General features: G+C 71.8%; 16 protein-coding genes. 4 read left to right on the forward strand and 12 right to left on the reverse strand.

All coding sequences use genetic code 11. The features are described from left to right. Window positions 1–52 precede the first annotated feature (52 nt). Entirely contained in the window at window positions 53–1,519 is a 1,467-nt protein-coding gene (locus OG562_RS09490) for a LamG domain-containing protein (RefSeq protein ID WP_266395834.1), read from the forward strand. 37 nt (window positions 1,520–1,556) lie between these two features. Here OG562_RS09490 and pip read toward each other — a convergent pair whose 3' ends face one another. From pip to OG562_RS09515, 5 genes are all read right to left on the reverse strand, one after another. Then, window positions 1,557–2,525 (reverse strand): prolyl aminopeptidase, encoded by a 969-nt coding sequence (pip, locus tag OG562_RS09495; protein WP_266395835.1) that lies wholly within the window; start codon window positions 2,523–2,525, stop codon window positions 1,557–1,559. 41 nt (window positions 2,526–2,566) lie between these two features. Then, window positions 2,567–3,352, reverse strand: a complete 786-nt coding sequence (locus OG562_RS09500; protein ID WP_266409132.1) for a uracil-DNA glycosylase — start codon at window positions 3,350–3,352, stop codon at window positions 2,567–2,569. A gap of 190 nt (window positions 3,353–3,542) precedes the next feature. After that, a complete protein-coding gene (locus tag OG562_RS09505) occupies window positions 3,543–3,992 on the reverse strand; it encodes a DoxX family protein (protein ID WP_266395836.1) in 450 nt (149 codons plus the stop codon). A gap of 140 nt (window positions 3,993–4,132) precedes the next feature. Next, window positions 4,133–4,816 (reverse strand): bifunctional 2-polyprenyl-6-hydroxyphenol methylase/3-demethylubiquinol 3-O-methyltransferase UbiG, encoded by a 684-nt coding sequence (locus OG562_RS09510; protein ID WP_266395837.1) that lies wholly within the window; start codon window positions 4,814–4,816, stop codon window positions 4,133–4,135. Window positions 4,817–4,988: 172 nt separating this feature from the next. Continuing rightward, window positions 4,989–5,888: an acyltransferase domain-containing protein gene (locus OG562_RS09515; RefSeq protein WP_266395838.1), complete on the reverse strand. Its 900-nt coding sequence runs from the start codon at window positions 5,886–5,888 to the stop codon at window positions 4,989–4,991. 104 nt (window positions 5,889–5,992) lie between these two features. Between OG562_RS09515 and OG562_RS09520 the strand changes: the two genes are divergently transcribed. Then, entirely contained in the window at window positions 5,993–6,259 is a 267-nt protein-coding gene (locus tag OG562_RS09520; protein ID WP_266395840.1) for a DUF6343 family protein, read from the forward strand. A 49-nt stretch (window positions 6,260–6,308) separates the two neighbouring features. Here the strand turns inward: OG562_RS09520 and OG562_RS09525 are convergent, their stop codons facing one another. From OG562_RS09525 to rpsA, 5 genes are all read right to left on the reverse strand, one after another. After that, window positions 6,309–6,689, reverse strand: coding sequence for a M48 family metallopeptidase (locus OG562_RS09525; protein ID WP_266395841.1), 381 nt, complete (start codon window positions 6,687–6,689; stop codon window positions 6,309–6,311). Between the two features lie 50 nt (window positions 6,690–6,739). Beyond that, window positions 6,740–7,360: a dephospho-CoA kinase gene (gene coaE / locus OG562_RS09530; protein ID WP_266395843.1), complete on the reverse strand. Its 621-nt coding sequence runs from the start codon at window positions 7,358–7,360 to the stop codon at window positions 6,740–6,742. Window positions 7,361–7,411: 51 nt separating this feature from the next. Then, a complete protein-coding gene (locus OG562_RS09535; protein ID WP_266395844.1) occupies window positions 7,412–8,350 on the reverse strand; it encodes a PAC2 family protein in 939 nt (312 codons plus the stop codon). 134 nt (window positions 8,351–8,484) lie between these two features. Continuing rightward, window positions 8,485–10,011 (reverse strand): flavin monoamine oxidase family protein, encoded by a 1,527-nt coding sequence (locus OG562_RS09540; protein ID WP_266409134.1) that lies wholly within the window; start codon window positions 10,009–10,011, stop codon window positions 8,485–8,487. 406 nt (window positions 10,012–10,417) lie between these two features. Next, window positions 10,418–11,920, reverse strand: a complete 1,503-nt coding sequence (rpsA, locus tag OG562_RS09545; protein WP_266395845.1) for a 30S ribosomal protein S1 — start codon at window positions 11,918–11,920, stop codon at window positions 10,418–10,420. 378 nt (window positions 11,921–12,298) lie between these two features. Here rpsA and OG562_RS09550 point away from each other — a divergent pair, with 378 nt between their 5' ends. Both OG562_RS09550 and hrpB read left to right on the forward strand, forming a co-directional pair. Next, on the forward strand, window positions 12,299–13,120 hold the full coding sequence (locus OG562_RS09550; RefSeq protein ID WP_266409136.1) for a class I SAM-dependent methyltransferase: 822 nt from the start codon (window positions 12,299–12,301) through the stop codon (window positions 13,118–13,120). A gap of 137 nt (window positions 13,121–13,257) precedes the next feature. Then, a complete protein-coding gene (hrpB, locus tag OG562_RS09555) occupies window positions 13,258–15,837 on the forward strand; it encodes an ATP-dependent helicase HrpB (RefSeq protein WP_266409138.1) in 2,580 nt (859 codons plus the stop codon). Here the strand turns inward: hrpB and OG562_RS09560 are convergent. Together OG562_RS09560 and OG562_RS09565 are read right to left on the reverse strand one after the other, a co-directional pair. Continuing rightward, window positions 15,827–16,819 (reverse strand): DUF3068 domain-containing protein, encoded by a 993-nt coding sequence (locus OG562_RS09560; protein ID WP_266395846.1) that lies wholly within the window; start codon window positions 16,817–16,819, stop codon window positions 15,827–15,829. The genes hrpB and OG562_RS09560 overlap by 11 nt on opposite strands. 69 nt (window positions 16,820–16,888) lie before the next feature. After that, the gene (locus tag OG562_RS09565) at window positions 16,889–17,023 is read right to left on the reverse strand and encodes an SPW_0924 family protein (RefSeq protein WP_266395848.1); all 135 of its coding nucleotides are present in this window, start codon (window positions 17,021–17,023) and stop codon (window positions 16,889–16,891) included. Between the last annotated feature and the right edge of the window lie 59 nt (window positions 17,024–17,082).

The raw sequence follows: 17,082 nt of genomic DNA on the forward strand, positions 1-17,082 counted from the left end.
CCGACCTCGCACGCACAGACGTGCGCACGGAAACGGGACGGAGAAAGAGAACATGGTCAGCAGACGTGGGCTGTTGGGCGGAGCCGCACTCGTGGGGGCCGGCGCCGTGACCGGTGTGGTCGGCGGCGCCGGGAACGCCGCGGCCGACGCCCCGCTGGACACCCCGTTCACACCGGTCACCGCACCGCATCTGGCCGAGGCCGAGCAACTGGTGCAGTACCAGCGTCTGCTGGCGGCCGGCCATCTGCCCACAGGTCTGACGGGCCACTGGCCGCTGGACGGGACCGGAGCCGACCGCTCCGGCCGCGAGCGTCCCGTCGCCCTCGGCTCCGGCGCGAGCTGGACGACGCTGCGGGCGGGCGGCGAGCTGAGCCTCGACGGGACCTCCGGGGCGTACGCCGCCACGACCTCCGTACTGGACACCACCGCCCCCTTCACGGTCTCGGCCTGGCTGCGGCTGGCCGACGACGCCGACCCGGCGAACATGTACACGGCCGTCAGCCAGGACGGCGCCTCGTGCAGCCGCTTCCTCCTGCAGTACGACGACACCGCCGCGGCCTGGGCGTTCAAGGTGCGCGGCGAGGACCAGAGCGTCAAGGTCTCCGCCCTCGCCGCCACCCCCGTCGCGCTGGGCCGCTGGACCCACCTGACCGGAGTCTGGGACGGCGCCCGCATCCAGCTGTATGTCGACGGCGTCCTGGAGGGCAGCGCGGACACCACGCTGTCATGGGCCGCGACGCAGGGCTTCAACGTGGGCCGGGCCCGCTGGGACGGCGCGTACGCCAACCGCTTCAAGGGCTCGATCGACGACGTCCGGGCGTACGGCCGCGCCCTGAGCACCGATGAGATCGCGCTGGTCAGCGGCCGGACGGCCCGGGCCAACAACGTCTACCTCGTCGGCGCGGCCTCGAACGTCGTCTGGGGGCGGCCCGACGACCTGCCGAGCTGGATCGCGCGCGCCCGCTGCTCGTCGTTCGTCACCTGGGTGCTGCGCCACACCTACGGATGGGCGACCGACGACTACTTCCGCCAGTACTTCCAGGACCGCATCCCGGAGGCCGCCGACTACCGCAAGGCGTTCACCGACGGCACCGGCGGCCCGCGCTTCCAGCGCATCCGCAAGGTCGCCGACCTGCGGCCGGGTGATCTGATCGCGGTGGACTACAACGGCTCCGACGCCGACAACACCGGGCACATCGTGCTGGTCCGCCAGATCAAGGGCGTCTACACGGGCGCTCTGAACTTCGCCGGCGAGACCCAGTACGCCGTCGAGGTCGCCGACTGCACCTCCGACCCGCACGGCGTCTACGGTCTGGGCGGCTACGCCCTGTACCCCGACACCCGCATGGGCGGCAGCGCCGACACCGACGACTTCGAGGGCGTGGGCATCGGCCACATGATGTTCTACGCCGCCGACGCCACCGGCGAGTTCTCCCGCTACCGGTGGAGCGTCAACACCGGGTCGGCGAAGACGTACACCGTCGCCCAGCGGCCGATCGCGGCGGCACGGATCATGTGACCGCCCTCCTTGTCCCCCTGGCCCCTGGCCCCCTGCCTCAGCGCCGGGCGTATCGGTCGGTGGCTGCCACCAGTGCCTCCGCCACGCCCGGCGCGCCCGCGCCGTGACCGGCCTGGTCCACGATCACCAACTCGCTGTCCGGCCAGGCGTGGTGCAGTCGCCAGACGATGCCGAGGAGGTTGCCGAAGTCGAGGCTGCCCTGGACGAGGGTGCCGGGGACGCCCTTGAGGAGGTGGGCGTCGCGCAGGACGACGCCCTCCCCCTCGGTCTCGGCGCCCAGGAAGTGGCCGTTGCCGAAGTAGTGGGTGACGGTGCGGGCGAAGCCCTTGCGGAACTCCGGGTCCTCGAACCGTTCGACGGATCTCGGCGGCGCCGGAATCATCGCCGTCTCCCAGTCGGTCCACGCCCGCGCCGCCCGCTCCCGCACCCCGGGGTCGGGCGACTCCAGCAGCCTGTTGTACGCGGCCGCGAGGTTGCCGTCCCGTGCCTCGCCCTCCGGCAGCTCGGCCAGGAACCGCTCGAACGCCTCCGGGAACACCGTGCCCAGCCCCCTGGTCAGCAGCTCCACCTCGGCGTCGGATCCGGTCGCGACCCCGGCCAGCACCAGCTCGCTCACCGCACCGGGATGCGTCTGCGCGTACCGCAGCGCCAGCACCGACCCCCACGACACGCCCCACACCAGCCACCGCCCGATCCCCAGCCGGCCGCGCAGCAGCTCCAGGTCGGCCAGCAGCCGGTCCGTCGTGTTGACGCCCATGTCGGTGCCGTACGCACTCGCGTGCGGGGTGGACCGCCCGGCGCCGCGCTGGTCGAGCAGCACGATCCGGTAGGCGGCCGGGTCGAAGAGCCGCCGGAAGTACGCGGACGATCCGGAACCCGGCCCGCCGTGCAACACCAGAGCGGGCTTGCCCCGGGGGTTGCCGCAGGCCTCCCAGTAGACGCGGTTGCCGTCCCCGACGTCGAGCATGCCGTGGTCATACGGTTCGATCTCCGGATACAGGCCCATCAGGGCACCGTATAGTCCGCACGCCCCGGTGGTCGTACGGATTACGGCAGCCCAGCCGCCCGGCCCGCCGTGTGCAGGACGTCCCGCAGCATCTCGGGGGTGAGCCGACCGGTGAAGGTGTTGCGCTGGCTGACGTGGAAGCAGCCGAAGACTTCGAGCCCACCGCCGTCTCCCCCACCCCCACCCTCCCCACCCGCCCTCCCCGCCCTGCCGTCCGGGCTGTCATGGTCATGACCATGGCGGCCCGTCCCGTCCAGCGTGATCCGCGTCCCGTGCGCGAAGGCAGGCCGGGGACGCGGCACCGTCCAGCCCGCCTCGGCGAACGCGGGCAGCGCGGCCTGCCAGCCGAAAGCGCCGAGCACCACGACCGCCCGCAACGTCGGCCGCAGCAGCCGCAGCTCCTCGACCAGCCAAGGGCGGCAGGCGTCCCGCTCCCCCGGGGTGGGCTTGTTCTCGGGCGGCGCGCAGTGCACCGGCGCGGTGATGCGTACCCCGTACAGCTCCAGGCCGTCGTCGGCGGAGACCGAGGTCGGCTGCGAGGCGAGCCCCACGTCGCACAGCGCCCGATACAGCACGTCCCCGGAACGGTCACCGGTGAACATACGGCCCGTGCGGTTGCCCCCGTGCGCGGCCGGGGCCAGCCCGACGATCAGCAGCCGGGCATCGACCGAACCGAAGCCGGGCACCGGCCGCCCCCAGTACGTCCAGTCGGCGAAGGCGGCCCGCTTGGCCCGAGCCACCTCCTCCCGCCAGCCGACCAGCCGAGGACAGGCCCGGCAGCCCGTGACACGGCGGTCCAGATCGTCGAGTGCGGCGGAGGACTCCACGCCGTGCGGACCGCCCGACCCAGGCAAGGCACCCGGCCCATGCAAGGCATCCGGTCCATGCAAGGCGTCCGAGCCGCGGGAGGCGTCCATGCCTCCACCGTACGGCCGGGTCGGCGGGCGGAGAGTCGGCGCGGGGTCCGTCTGCCGCCCGGACGCTCGGCCGCTGTGCCGGACCCCTGCCCCCGCCGTGTCACACCGCCCGCCGCACCAACCTCAGCAGCTCACCGTTGGACCCCCGTCGCGCCCAGGCGACGCACCCCAGCGGCACGAGCAGGATGAGCGGTGTCGCCGCGTTCTGGCCGTCGAAGACGGCGACCTGGACGACGAACGCGCCCACCATCAGCGCGCTCAACGCCACCGCCGCCACTGACTGCAGCACCGGAACCAGCAGGGCGATCGCGCCGGCCAGTTCCAGGGCGCCGATGGTGTACATGCCCGCGCCGCCCCAGCCGATCTTGTCGAAGGCCTCGGCCGCCGACGGGTGCGCGATCAGCTTCGGCAGCGCGCTCGCGACCCCGTAGAAGAGGGCGAGCAGCACCTGAAGCCCCCGCAGGGCGATCCGGGTGCGCCGCCCCCGCACGGTCGCGGACGCGGACGCGGCGGGCAGGGTGGAGGTGATCGAAGCCGTGGTCTCGGACATGGGGTCTCCTGTGGGAAGCGGTCCGTGGTGCTGTCAGGAAGGTGGACCGCCTCCGGTCCCCGAACTCATCGCCGCCCGCCACACTTTCTCCCCGTGCCCCTCCTCCCCTCCCGCTCCCGTCCCTCCCCCGTGCCGCCTCTCTAATCCCCGACAGCCACCGCCCTCACCCAGATCCGGTCCTCCGTCAGATAGCGATCGACCCTGAGCCCCGCCTCCGCCAGGGCCTCTTCGAACTGTTCTCTGGTCAGGGGGCGGGACACGAACGTCTGGGTCCATATGGCGTCCGGAAACACATACTCCGCGCGTACCGAGTGGACGCCGTCGCCGACCGGTTCCGCCGAGAGCATCCGTAACGTGAAGCCGCTCGGATCGACGCGTTCACGCGGCAGGTTGGTGTGGTAGTCCTCCCCCTCTCGCTGGATCAGCACGCAGCCGCCCTGCGCGACATGCCGAGCGCAGGCCCGCAGCATGCGTCGGCGCAGCTCGACGTCTCCGTTGTGGACGAGGAACGAGGCGAGCATCACCACGTCGAACGTCTCGCCGAGGTCCAGGTCCTCGACCGGGCTGCATATCGTGCGCGCGCCGCGGACGCGCTCGAGCATCTCGGCGGACTCGTCCACCGCCGTGACCGTGAACCCGCGGTCCAGCAGGGCGTGGGTCACTCGCCCGACCCCGCTGCCCAGCTCCAGGATGTGCGCGCCCGCGGGCACCGCCGCGGAGATGACGTCCGGCTCGTCCCGTACGGGCAGGCGCGTGTAGAGCTCGACCGCGCAGCCGTCCGGGGTGATCGCACCGGGACCTGTTCCCTCGTATCCCTCTCGCATTTCACCTCGCATGCCCGTCCAACGGCCGGTCGGCGTCCGGCCGTTCCCCTTCTCGGACAGTTCACTCGTTCGAAGGATGACCCCGCGTTCGAGCAACGTCGGGCAGGCGCACGCCCATCCGGCCGGCCCACCGGCTGAACCGTCCGTCTGGTGCCCGCCGCCCGCCGTGCGGCTACAGCGCGAGCCAGCCGTGCCCGACGTACCAGTGGCCGCCCTCCCGCAGATGGTCCACGACGGCGCGCTGCAGGACGGTTCGGCGTGGCAGCCGGTCCAGGGGTACCTCGTCGGTGCCGAAGACGAAGCGGACGGGCACCGCGTCCTCCGGCTCCGCCGGCAGGCGGCTCACCTGGAACCGCTCCTGGAAACGGACGATGTTGGAGTCGGCGGGCAGGTACCGCTTGAGCTGCGGGTCGAGCAGCCACGAGCCGCAGGTCGCCACCGCATAGGGCTCCTCGGGATAGTGGCGGGCGAAGAACGCGCGGGCCAGCGCGAGGGAGCGGTCGACGGCCTCGGGGGTCAGCGGGCCCATGAAGTCGGGCACGTGCAGGCCGAGGCCGGGGTCGCCGGGCCCGAGGGGAAACCCGCCCGCCGCGATCGAGCCGCTCGTCCACCCGCCGACGGTGCCGCGTTGGAACTGCAGTCGCCCCAGCTGGTACAGCTCGCCGCGGAAGTGCAGCGTCCGCCAGCGCGGGGACAGCATCCCGCCCGTGCCGTGCCACCGGCGGTGCGCGGCGACGCCCCGGCCGACGTCGGCGAGGGTCCGCCGGCCGACCTCCTCCGGGATGCCCCGCTCGCGATGGTGGGCCCGCACATACGGCAGCGCGGCGACGAAGACGTACAGGGGGTAGAAGCGGGCCAGGGCCTCCGGCGCGTCGGGGAGCGCCGGTACGGGGACCGTCCCCCGGATCCCGCCCAGATCCTCGACGAGGTCCGCGACGGTGTTCTCCAGGAACCGCAGCGCTTCCGGATCGTCGTTGACGTGTCGGCTCAGCCGTACGGCTTCGTCGATGTCCTGGTGCGGCACTGCGAGGTCGAGGAGCACCTCGGCCAGTTCGTCGGCTTCCGGCAGCACGCGACGGACCCCTTCTTCGTTTCTGCGTCGGAATCCCGGTGCCGGGACTTCTTGGAGAACGTCCGGGCCGAAGAGTACGTTTCAAGGGAGGTGTGGTGATCCCGATGCGTACGGGCAGTGAGCCGGTGACAGCGCGCAGTGCGCTGAGGATGCGCCTGTGGCTCAGCGTGTGGGGGCTGGCCTGGGCGATCTTCGGGACGGTCGCGTTCGCTCTCGTGGGACGCCCGGGGTGGGCTGTCGCCTGCGGGCTGCTGTGGCTGGTGGTCACCGTCGATCTCAGTTTGATCCTCAGGCACCTTCGGCAGGGCCCGCACTATCAGCCGGGCCGCGACATCCCGCCGTACCGGCCGCCGGAGCACCGCCACCCCTGACCGCCCGGGTCCTCCCCCCGATCCTGCCGCCCCTCCCCTGGGGCTGTTCTCATGAGTCGAAGCGGGCCGCCTTCAGGTACTGCGGGTTGGGGTCCAGCGCCGCGGCGAGGCGGAAGTGGCGTTTGGCCTGGTCGCCGCGTCCCTGTCGCTCGTAGGTGCGGGCGAGCGCGAAGTGCGCGAACGCGTTGTCCGGCTCCCGCTCCAGCACGACGGTGAACTCCAGCTCGGCGGGCCGTAGTTGTGCGGCGGCGAAGAAGGCACGCGCGCGCAGCAGCCGGGCGGCGGTGTTCTCGGGGTGCGCGGCGATGACACCGTCGAGCAGCTTCACCGCGCCCCGCGGGTCCCGCGCGGCGAGCAGCTGCTCCGCGGCGCGGAAGTCGATGACATGCGTCTCCGGACTACGTCCGGTCGAACCGCTGGTATCGGGCACGGAAAAATCCTTCCCTCGCTGGCAGGGTTCAACGCGCGCGGCCAGGAACGCTATTCCTGAGCCGACTGCCGCCCCGCGCGCGCCCGGTGCACCAGATCGGCCCACACGTCCTGCACCCGTCGCCGCAGGTCCGCCAGCGGTACGTCGTTGTCGATCACGATGTCGGCGATCTCCCGGCGCTTCTCGCGCGTCGCCTGCGCGGCCATACGCGCGCGTGCGTCCTCCTCGGTCATGCCGCGCAGCCGGACGAGCCGGTCGAGTTGGGTCTCGGGGTTCGCGTCGACGACGATCACGACGTCGTAGAGCGGGGCGAGGGCGTTCTCCGCGAGGAGCGGTACGTCGTGGACGACGACGGCCGTGTCGGGGGCGGCCGCTTCCAGCTGACGGGACCGGGCGCCCACCAAGGGGTGCACGATCGAGTTGAGGAGGGCCAGCTTCTCCGGGTCGGCGAAGACGAGGGAGCCCAGCCGGGGGCGGTCGAGACTGCCGTCCGGGGCGAGGACGTCCGTGCCGAAGGCGTCGACGACGGCCGTGAGGCCCTCAGTTCCGGGCGCGACGACCTCGCGTGCGATGCGGTCCGCGTCGATGAGCACGGCCCCGTGCTCGACGAGCAGCCGCGACACCTCGCTCTTGCCGGCGCCGATCCCGCCGGTCAGCCCAACTGTCAGCATGAGCGGAAGCTTAGGGCCTGCCGCTGACAACGCACCCGACAGGCCCCCGGCTCAGCCTTCGCCCTCACGCTCCGCGAGGAACCGCTCGAACTCCAGACCGATCTCGTCCGCCGACGGGATGTCGACCGGTTCGGCCAGCATGTTGCCGCGCGTCTCGGCGCCGGCGGCGGCGTCGTACTGGTGCTCCAGGCCCTGGACCAGGGCGGTGAGCTCCTCGTCGCCCTCCTGGATCTGGCGGTCGATCTCCGTCTGCGTACGGTGCGCGTCCGTGCGCAGGGCGTGCGCGATGCTCGGCAGAACCAGTCCGGTGGCGGACGTGATGGCCTCCAGGACCGTCAGGGCCGCGTCCGGGTAGGGCGAGCGGGCGATGTAGTGCGGGACGTGCGCGCCGACGCCCAGGACGTCGTGGCCGGCCTCCATCAGGCGGTACTCGACGAGCGCCTCGGCGCTGCCGGGGACCTGGGCCTCGTCGAAGGGGCTGCGGTGGCCGGGGACGAGGTCCGCGCGGTTGCCGTGCGGGGTGAGGCCCACGGGGCGGGTGTGCGGGACGCCCATGGGGATGCCGTGGAAGTTCACGGACAGGCGGACGCCCAGTCGTTCCACGATCTGCTGCACGGCGGCGGCGAAGCGCTCCCACTCGACGTCCGGCTCGGGGCCGGACAGCAGCAGGAAGGGCGCTCCGGTGGCGTCCTGCACGAGCCGCACCTCGATGGCCGGCTCTTCGTACTCGGTCCACCGGTCGCGCTTGAAGGTCAGCAGCGGGCGGCGGGCACGGTAGTCCACGAGCCGGTCGTGGTCGAAGCGGGCGACGACCTGGTGGGGCAGCGATTCGAGGAGCCGGTCGACGATCTGGTCGCCGGTCTCGCCCGCGTCGATGTATCCGTCGAAGTGGTAGAGCATGACAAGTCCGGCCGACTCCTGGGCGAGCGCCATGTCGACGACTGCCAAGCCCTTCGGCTCCCATGCGTACAAACCCTGCGGATCAAGCACTTGGACCGCTCCTCCTCGTGTTCCTACTGCACAACGCGCGCGGGGACGTGGGCATTCCCGGCCCACGTCCCTGATCAGTGGCTCTTACCGGCTTCTCATGGCTGACGGCCGAACGACGCCACGCGCGCGTGGCGTCACGAAGCCAGCACGCGCGTGTGGAGGGCGGTCACGGCCTTGCGCGCGGAGGTGAAGGCGCCGTGCTGCCAGGCGTCGGTGTAGCTGAGCCAGTCGCCGGCGAAGTGGACGCGTCCGGTGGGCTCGTTGAGGGGCTTGTAGCGGGGGTCGTCCGGGCCGCCGGGGGTGCTGTGCCAGGCGGCCTCGAGGTGGGGTGTCTGGCGCCAGTGGTGGGAGAAGGAGGAGGCGAGTTCGGTGCGGTACTTCGCGCCGTAGATCTTCACGCCCGCGGCCACCGCCCGCGCCTCGCGGCCCTTGGGGCTGAGTTTCGCGTAGGAGTCCGCGTCGGCGCCGTAGTTGTAGTAGCCGATGAGGACGCCGCGTTCGCCGTGGAAGCCGTACGACGGGTGCCAGATGTGGGTGACGTCCTGGTCGGTCTCGGTGATGCCGCCGTAGATGCGGTGGTCCAGCTCCCACCAGCGCGACCGGTACTCCAGGCCGATCTTGGCCGCCGACGACGGCGTGATGGCCTCCAGCGCGCTCTGTACGCCGGCGCCCAGGTTGTGCGGCACCTTGGCGAGGATGTTGGGCGGAAGGGCGGCGACGCAGTAGTCGGCCCGGACGACCGAGGTGCGGCCGCCGCGGGTGTAGGTGACGGTGACGCCGTCGCCGGTGTCGGTGATCTTGGTGACGGCCGCGCCGGTGCGGATGCGGTGGGCGCCGACCGCACGCGTGAGCGCCCGGGGTATCCGGTCCATGCCGCCGACCGGCTGGAACATCAGCATGGCCTGGTCGAAGCCGAACTCGAAGGAGAAGTAGCGCCCCACACCGCTGGCGAACACGGCGGAGGCGGTCGGGACGTCCCCGAGCGGCACCCCCGGGGTCCCGGCCGCGGCGGGGACCGTCGTGTACCCACGGCGCTCGCCGCCTTCGTACGTCAGGGTGTCGCCGAGTTCGCCCCAGTCCGCGAGGAAGTCGATGAGCCGTTCCTGGTCCTCGGCCGTCAACTCCTGGTCGAGGGTTCCCTTGTGGGCGGCTTTGGCGAGCAACTCCGAGACGTAGCCGTAGACGTCGGCCTTGGCGGTGCGGTAGCGCTGCGGCGCGGTCATGCCTGCGGACTCGTTGTAGAGGTACGCGTCGGCGTTGACGTTGGTGAACACCTCCAGGGGGACGCCGAGTTCGCGGCAGTAGTCGAGGGTGACCATCCACTGGGGGATCCGGGCGGGCCCGGCGTTCATGTAGTGGCCGTCGGCGAAGCGGGCGGTCTGCTTGTTGCCGTACAGGTCGGTCGTGGTGTCGCCGCCGCGGACGGTGAAGTTACGGCCGCCGGTGCGGTCCCTGGCCTCCAGGACCGTACAGTCGTAGCCCGCCTTGCCCAGTTCGTAGGCGGCGGTGAGGCCGGCGATGCCGCCGCCGACGATGACGACCTTCGCGGCGGCGCGGCCGGTGAGATGGAAGTCGCTCGCGCTGAGGGCGCGGAACGGCGTCTCGCGCGGGGCGGCCTGGGCGGTGGGGGCGAGGCCGAGGGCTCCCATGGTGGCGAACATGGTGCCGGCGCCACCGGTGAGGCCGACGTTCCGCAGAAACGCCCGCCGACTCGTTCCGGACCCGATGTGAGGCTGTGCCATGACAGGACTCCCCTTTCGATCTTGAACGAAGACCGAGGAAGCCTCCCAGCAACGAGTTACGCCCCGTCAGTTACTCGTGTATCCCGCACGTTTCTATAAGCCCGCGTTCTCGACCGCCGATCGGGCCGAGCTTCGAGAAGCGTGAGGGCAGCGCCCCGTCCTTCAGGACCGCGGGGCTGTATCGACATGCGGCTCCGCCGCGTGGGCGCGACCAGCCCCCACCGGCCTGCAGCCAACCGGCAACCCTGCTCCGCAGCAACACCGAGGGCCCGTACCTCGAAAGGTACGGGCCCTCAGTTACCTGCTAAGCCTCAGCGGCAGCCGTTCAGCTCTGGCCGCCCGCCAGCTTCTCACGCAGCGCGGCAAGCGCCTCGTCCGAAGCCAGCGCACCGGAGGTGTCCGCACCCTCGGAGGAGTACGAACCGCCACCGCCGCCACCGGCCGCGGCCGGAGCAGCAGCCTCGCCGCCCTCGGCGGCAGCGGCCTCGTCGGCCTCGCGGGACTTGATGACCTGAGCCTGGTGCTGCTCGAAGCGCGTCTGCGCCTCGGCGTACTGGCCCTCCCACGCCTCGCGCTGGGTCTCGTAGCCCTCGAGCCAGTCGTTGGTCTCGGGGTCGAAGCCCTCGGGGTAGATGTAGTTGCCCTGGTCGTCGTACGACGCGGCCATGCCGTACAGCGTCGGGTCGAACTCGACCGAGGCCGGGTCGGCGCCGAAGGACTCGTTGGCCTGCTTCAGCGAGAGGCTGATGCGACGACGCTCGAGGTCGATGTCGATGACCTTGACGAAGATCTCGTCGTTGACCTGGACGACCTGCTCCGGGATCTCCACGTGGCGCTCGGCCAGCTCGGAGATGTGGACCAGACCCTCGATGCCCTCGTCCACGCGGACGAACGCACCGAACGGAACCAGCTTCGTGACCTTGCCGGGCACGACCTGGCCGATCTGGTGGGTCCGGGCGAACTGCTGCCACGGGTCTTCCTGGGTCGCCTTCAGCGACAGGGAGACGCGCTCGCGGTCCATGTCGACGTCGAGGACCTCGACCGTGACCTCCTGGCCGACCTCGACGACCTCGGAGGGGTGGTCGATGTGCTTCCAGGAGAGCTCGGAGACGTGAACCAGACCGTCGACGCCACCCAGGTCCACGAACGCACCGAAGTTGACGATCGAGGAGACGACACCGGAACGGACCTGACCCTTCTGCAGGGTCGTGAGGAACGTCTGGCGGACCTCGGACTGGGTCTGCTCGAGCCAGGCACGGCGGGACAGGACCACGTTGTTGCGGTTCTTGTCCAGCTCGATGATCTTGGCCTCGAGCTCCTTGCCCACGTAGGGCTGGAGGTCGCGGACGCGGCGCATCTCGACGAGGGAGGCCGGCAGGAAGCCACGGAGGCCGATGTCGAGGATGAGACCACCCTTGACGACCTCGATGACGGTACCGGTGACGATCCCGTCTTCTTCCTTGATCTTCTCGATGGTGCCCCAGGCGCGCTCGTACTGGGCGCGCTTCTTCGAGAGGATCAGGCGGCCTTCCTTGTCCTCCTTCTGGAGAACAAGGGCTTCGATCTCGTCGCCGACCTTGACGACGTCGTTCGGGTCGACGTCGTGCTTGATCGAGAGCTCGCGGCTCGGGATGACGCCTTCGGTCTTGTAACCGATGTCGAGCAGGACCTCGTCCCGGTCGACCTTCACGATGACGCCGTCGACGATGTCGCCGTCGTTGAAGTACTTGATCGTCTCGTCGATCGCGGCGAGGAAGGCTTCCTCGTTACCGATGTCGTTGACCGCTACCTGCGGCGTGGTAGAGGTGGTCTCGGTGCTGCTCGTCATGTGGGAAAGGGCTCCGGTACGGACATTGAAGTCGTAGGTACTGCTACGCCGGGAGCCCGTATCGCTCTGAAGAAGCCGGACAGCCAAGGAAACGCCTCACCAGACAAGGGTGATGGCGCCTCGAAAACCGAGGGGACTACAACAGATGCGAGCGCAGCCTGCTAGGTCTGAGGTGCGCAGGCCCGCAGCGCAACTTGTAGCATACGGGGGCAGCCGGACAGGGTCAATGCGCGAAGGCGCACACCCGGGGCGGATCGCCGCATACCCGGCACACAACTTGTCTCCTGAGGCCACGCAGGCCGCAGGAAGCCCCTTCGGTGACACCTCGGTGGCACCGTCGGGCGGGTTGGACGGAAGAGTACGACGAGGGAGCCGATCATCCAAGAGCCCAGATCGTCCGAGCCGGCCTTCGAGCCGGAAGCCACCCGCCGCGACGCCGGAGTCGCGGAGAGCTCCCGGGCCAACCGGGGCTGGTGGGACCGCAACGCGGACGAATACCAGATCGAGCACGGCACGTTCCTAGGCGACGACCGCTTCGTGTGGGGTCCCGAGGGCCTGGACGAGGTGGAGGCCGAGCTGCTCGGCCCGCCGGAGGAGCTGAAGGGCAAGTCCGTCCTGGAGATCGGCGCCGGCGCCGCCCAGTGCGCGCGCTGGCTGGCCGCCCAAGGGGCGCGTCCGGTCGCCCTGGACCTGTCCCACCGCCAGCTCCAGCACGCGCTGCGCATCGGCGGGGCGTTCCCCCTGGTGTGCGCCGACGCGGGCGCTCTGCCCTTCGCGGACGGCTCCTTCGACCTGGCCTGCTCGGCGTACGGGGCGATGCCCTTCGTCGCCGATCCGGTGCTGGTGCTGCGCGAGGTGCGGCGGGTCCTGCGCCCCGGCGGCCGTTTCATCTTCTCCGTCACGCACCCGATCCGCTGGGCCTTCCCGGACGAGCCGGGTCCCGAGGGCCTGTCGGTGTCCTCGTCCTACTTCGACCGCACGCCGTACGTCGAGCAGGGCGACGACGGCCGCGCGATGTACGTGGAGCACCACCGGACGATCGGCGACCGGGTCCGCGACGTCGTGGCGGCGGACTTCCGTCTGGTGGACCTGGTCGAGCCGGAGTGGCCGGCCTGGAACTCGTCCGAGTGGGGCGGCTGGTCCCCCCTGCGCGGAAACCTCATCCCGGGCACCGCGATCTTCGTCTGCGAACGGGACTGACCGCCGCGGGACCGGCCGGCGTGCGTGACCGGACCGGCCGACGTGCGTAAGTAAATAAGTGACGAAGTAACAAGGCACGCGCGGGGGCACGCGCGCGTAGGGGGCGTTTTCCGGGGCGTACGACACTAGGGGGCGTGATCCCCCGTGACGACGCCCTGGAGGCGCTGCCCGTACGGGCCGCCCTGCCCGCCCTGAACGACGCGCTGGACGGGCACGGCACCGCCGTGCTCGCCGCGCCGCCCGGCACCGGCAAGACGACGCTGGTGCCGCTGGCGCTGGCGGGGCTGCTGGGCGAGGGGCCGGCGCGGCGGGTGGTGGTGGCCGAGCCGCGGCGGATCGCGGCGCGGGCGGCGGCCCGGCGGATGGCGTGGCTGCTGGGCGAGCGGACCGGCGAGCACGTCGGGTACACCGTGCGCGGGGAGCGGGTCGTGGGACGGCACACGCGCGTGGAGGTCGTCACGACCGGTGTGCTGCTGCAACGGCTCCAGCGCGACCAGGAGCTGACGGGCGTCGACGTGGTGGTCCTCGACGAGTGCCACGAACGGCATCTGGACGCGGACACCTCGGCCGCCTTCCTGTGGGACGTGCGCGAGACGCTGCGGCCCGAGCTGCGGCTGGTGGCGGCCTCGGCCACGACCGACACAGCCGGGTGGGCGCGGCTGCTGGGCGGCGCGCCGGTGGTCGAGGCCCACGGCTCCTCCTTCGACGTCGAGGTGGTGTGGGCGCCGCCCGTCCGCCCCGTACGGCCGCCGCACGGGATGCGGGTGGATCCCGTGCTGCTGACGCATGTGGCGTCGATGGTGCGGCGGGCGCTGGCCGAGCGGTCGGGGGACGTGCTGTGCTTCCTGCCGGGCGTGGGGGAGATCGCGCGGGTCGCGGGGCAGCTCGGGGAGCTCGGCGGGGTGGACGTGCTCCAGGTGCACGGGCGGGCGCCGGCGGCGGTGCAGGACGCGGTGCTGGTGCCCGGTGAGCGGCGTCGGGTGGTGCTGGCCACCTCGGTGGCGGAGTCTTCGTTGACGGTTCCGGGGGTGCGGGTGGTCGTCGACTCGGGGCTGGCGCGGGAGCCGCGCGTGGACCACGCGCGCGGGCTGAGCGCGCTGGCGACCGTGCGGGCCTCGCAGGCGGCCGGGCGGCAGCGGGCCGGGCGGGCGGGGCGCGAGGCGCCGGGGGCGGTGTACCGCTGCTGGACGGAGGCGGAGGACGGCCGTCTGCCGCGGTTCCCGTCGCCGGAGATCAAGGTGGCCGACCTGACGGCGTTCGCCCTGCAGACGGCCTGCTGGGGCGATCCGGACGCGTCCGGGCTCGCGTTGCTGGATCCGCCGCCGAGCGGGGCGATGGCGGCGGCGCGCCGTCTGCTGACGGCCGTCGGAGCGGTCGACTCCGCCGGTCGGGCCACCGCGCGGGGGGTGCGGCTGGCCCGGTTGGGGCTGCACCCCCGGCTGGGGCGGGCGTTGCTCGACGGGGCCTCGGCCGTGGGCGTCGAGCGGGCCGCCGAGGTGGTCGCGCTGTTGAGCGAGGAGGCTCCTCGGGAGTACGGCGATGATCTTGCCGCCGCGCTGCGGAGGGCCCGGCGTGGGGGTGACGCGTACGGGGCTCGGTGGCGGGCGGAGGTGCGACGGCTGCGGGCGGTCCTCCCCACGAACGCGCAAGGTCGGACGGCGGAAGGGCGGACGGCGGAAGAGCCGGCTGCGGAAGAGCCGGCTGCGGAAGGGCGGGCGGCGGAAGGGCGGGCGGCGGACGTCCGCGAGGATCACGCCGTGGGTCTCGTCGTCGCCCTCGCCTTCCCGGAGCGGGTCGCCCAGGTGGACGGCGGGTCGTATCTCATGCTCTCCGGCACGCGCGCGGAGCTCGGTGAGGGGTCCGCCGTGCGCTCCGCCGGCTGGCTGGCCGTCGCCGTGGCGGACCGGCCCGTCGGGAAGGGGCACGCGCGGGTGCGGCTCGCGGCGGTCGTGGACGAGGAGGTCGCGCGGCTCGCGGCCGGCGCCCTGCTCGACGAGCGGGACGAGGTGCACTGGGCCGACGGGGACGTCGTCGCGCGGCGGGTCGAACGGCTGGGGGCGGTGGAGCTGGCGGTGCGCCCGCTCAGGGACGCCGACCCCGTGCTCGTACGGGATGCGCTTCTTGAGGGGTTGCGGGCGGAGGGGCTGGGGTTGTTGCGGTGGTCGGCCGATGCGGGCGTCCTGCGGCAGCGGCTCGCGTTCCTGCAGCTGCATCTGGGGGAACCGTGGCCCGACGTGTCCGAGGAGTCGCTGCACGCGCGCGTGGAGGAGTGGTTGGAGCCGGAGCTGGGCAGGGCCCGGCGGCGGAGCGATCTCGGGCGGATCGACGCCGGGGCGGCGCTGGGGCGGCTGTTGCCGTGGGCGTCGGGAGAGGCGGCCCGGCTGGAGGAGCTGGCGCCCGAGCGGATCACCGTGCCGAGTGGGTCCAGGATCCGGATCGACTACGCGGATCCGGAGCGGCCCGTCCTCGCGGTGAAGCTGCAGGAGATGTTCGGGCTTCAGGACTCGCCGCGGGTGGCGGGGGTGCCGTTGCTCGTGCATCTGCTCTCCCCCGCCGGGCGGCCCGCGGCCGTCACCGCCGACCTCGCCTCCTTCTGGAAGGACGGTTACCGGGGCGTGCGGGCCGAGCTGCGGGGGCGGTATCCCAAGCATCCGTGGCCCGAGGATCCCGCCGGCGCGGAGCCGACCCGGCACACGAACGCGCGACTCAGGCGGTGACCGGCTCGGGTGCGGCGGGTTGCAGCGGGGCCGGCGGCCGCGGGCGACGGGCTCGGGCCTCCAGGTAGAGGGAGAGGGACAGCAGGAGCACGCCGAGGGCGAGGAAGCCGCGGGGCAGGTAGGACGTCAGCAGCAGGACCAGGGTGCGGTTGTGCTTGACCAGGGCGACGGTGTGCTCGATGTAGTCCTCGCGCATCTTCACGTGTCCCGCGAACGCGGTCACCTTCGCGCGGTCGCCGAGGAGGGTGCCGCCGCGCAGTTCCTCCTTGTGGATCTCCTCGCCGTAGACGGGCGCTCCGGTGAGCGGCTCGACCCAGAACCTGCGGACCGTGGTGTACCAGCGGGTGATGCCGGTCTTGGCGACGTCCTCGGCGGTGATGCCCTTGACGGGCATGGTCCGGGGCATGGAGACCTTGGTCCAGGGGATGGTCTGCTCGAAGTAGTAGACCTTCACCCCTCGGAAGTCCTGGGTGCCCTTGTAGTGGATGGGGTTGGCGGTGCGGGTCTGCGCGTCGAAGTACTCGTAGTCCCGCTTCTGCGTCAGGAACGGCCACTTGAACTCGATGCCCGAGCGGCGTACCTGGTCGCCGTCGACCGACTCGCCGGCGGCGTGCACGGGTTCCTGGGTGTGGGCGTCGAAGATGTAGCGCTCGGGGACCTTGGAGACCATCTTGCCGTCGGGTCCCTGGATGTAGGACAGGCCGTCCCAGACGACGACGTCCCGCCCCGCCGTCTTCTCGATCTTCTCCGAGGCCGCCACGTCGCCCTTGAGGGTCTGCACGATGGTGACCTTGGGGACGGTGCGGGCGGTGAAGCCGTCGTAGTCGAGGAGGGTGGCGTTCTTCGCCTCCAGGACCATCGTCTGGTACTCGTTCGCCGGGATCTTGGCCAGGCGCGGGAAGGCGTACCAGCGCAGCAGCGGGGACAGCGCCGCGAAGAACACGGCGAGGGCGAGCAGGATCAGACTGGCCTTGCGCCGCATCTCGGCCTCCTTCGCGAACGGTCACGCGGTGTCGCAAACGGTTACGCGGTGTCGCAGACGGCTACGCGGTCACGGGTGTGCGGGAACCGTCGTCAGCAGCGGCTTCGGGGAGGTCTTGCCGGTCGGCGCGCCCACCGCGGTGAGCGTGAGGACCAGGGCGAGCGCGACGGCGAGACCGGTCGCGGCGGCGATCAGGGCGCGCATACGGGCCTCCCAGAGCTGACAGGGCGTCAGGTGCGGCACCGTAGCAACGGGCGGGCGAG

The organism is Streptomyces sp. NBC_01275, assembly GCF_026340655.1.
Classification (GTDB): domain Bacteria; phylum Actinomycetota; class Actinomycetes; order Streptomycetales; family Streptomycetaceae; genus Streptomyces.